1 protein-coding gene is annotated in these 312 nt (G+C 48.4%); it reads left to right on the forward strand.

Features of this window, described 5'->3' with window-relative positions:
• Positions 1–312 (forward strand): MFS transporter (locus tag ACYP03_RS25325; RefSeq protein ID WP_459782576.1); only part of this gene is annotated, 312 nt, incomplete at both ends.

A 312-nucleotide genomic window follows, 5' to 3' on the forward strand; every position in this document is an offset into this window, starting at 1 on the left:
GATTTTATTATCAACCTGGCCGCCGGTATCTTTATTCTGCCTTTCTTTTTGTTCTCGGCGTCTGCCGGTGTTCTGGCTGACTCCTATGATAAAGCCAGCATCATGCGAAAGGTGAAAATGGCTGAAATCATCATCATGTCCATGGCGGCTGTGGCGTTTGTGGCAGAAAATTATACCGCCTTACTGCTGCTGTTGTTCCTGATGGGCTCACAATCTGCCTTCTTTGGCCCAGCCAAGTATGCTTTACTGCCTCAGCACCTGAAAAAAGAAGAGCTGGTTTCCGGCAATGCGTTGGTTGAAACAGGGACCTTC

The sequence above is a fragment of the Photobacterium sp. R1 genome (assembly GCF_054600795.1).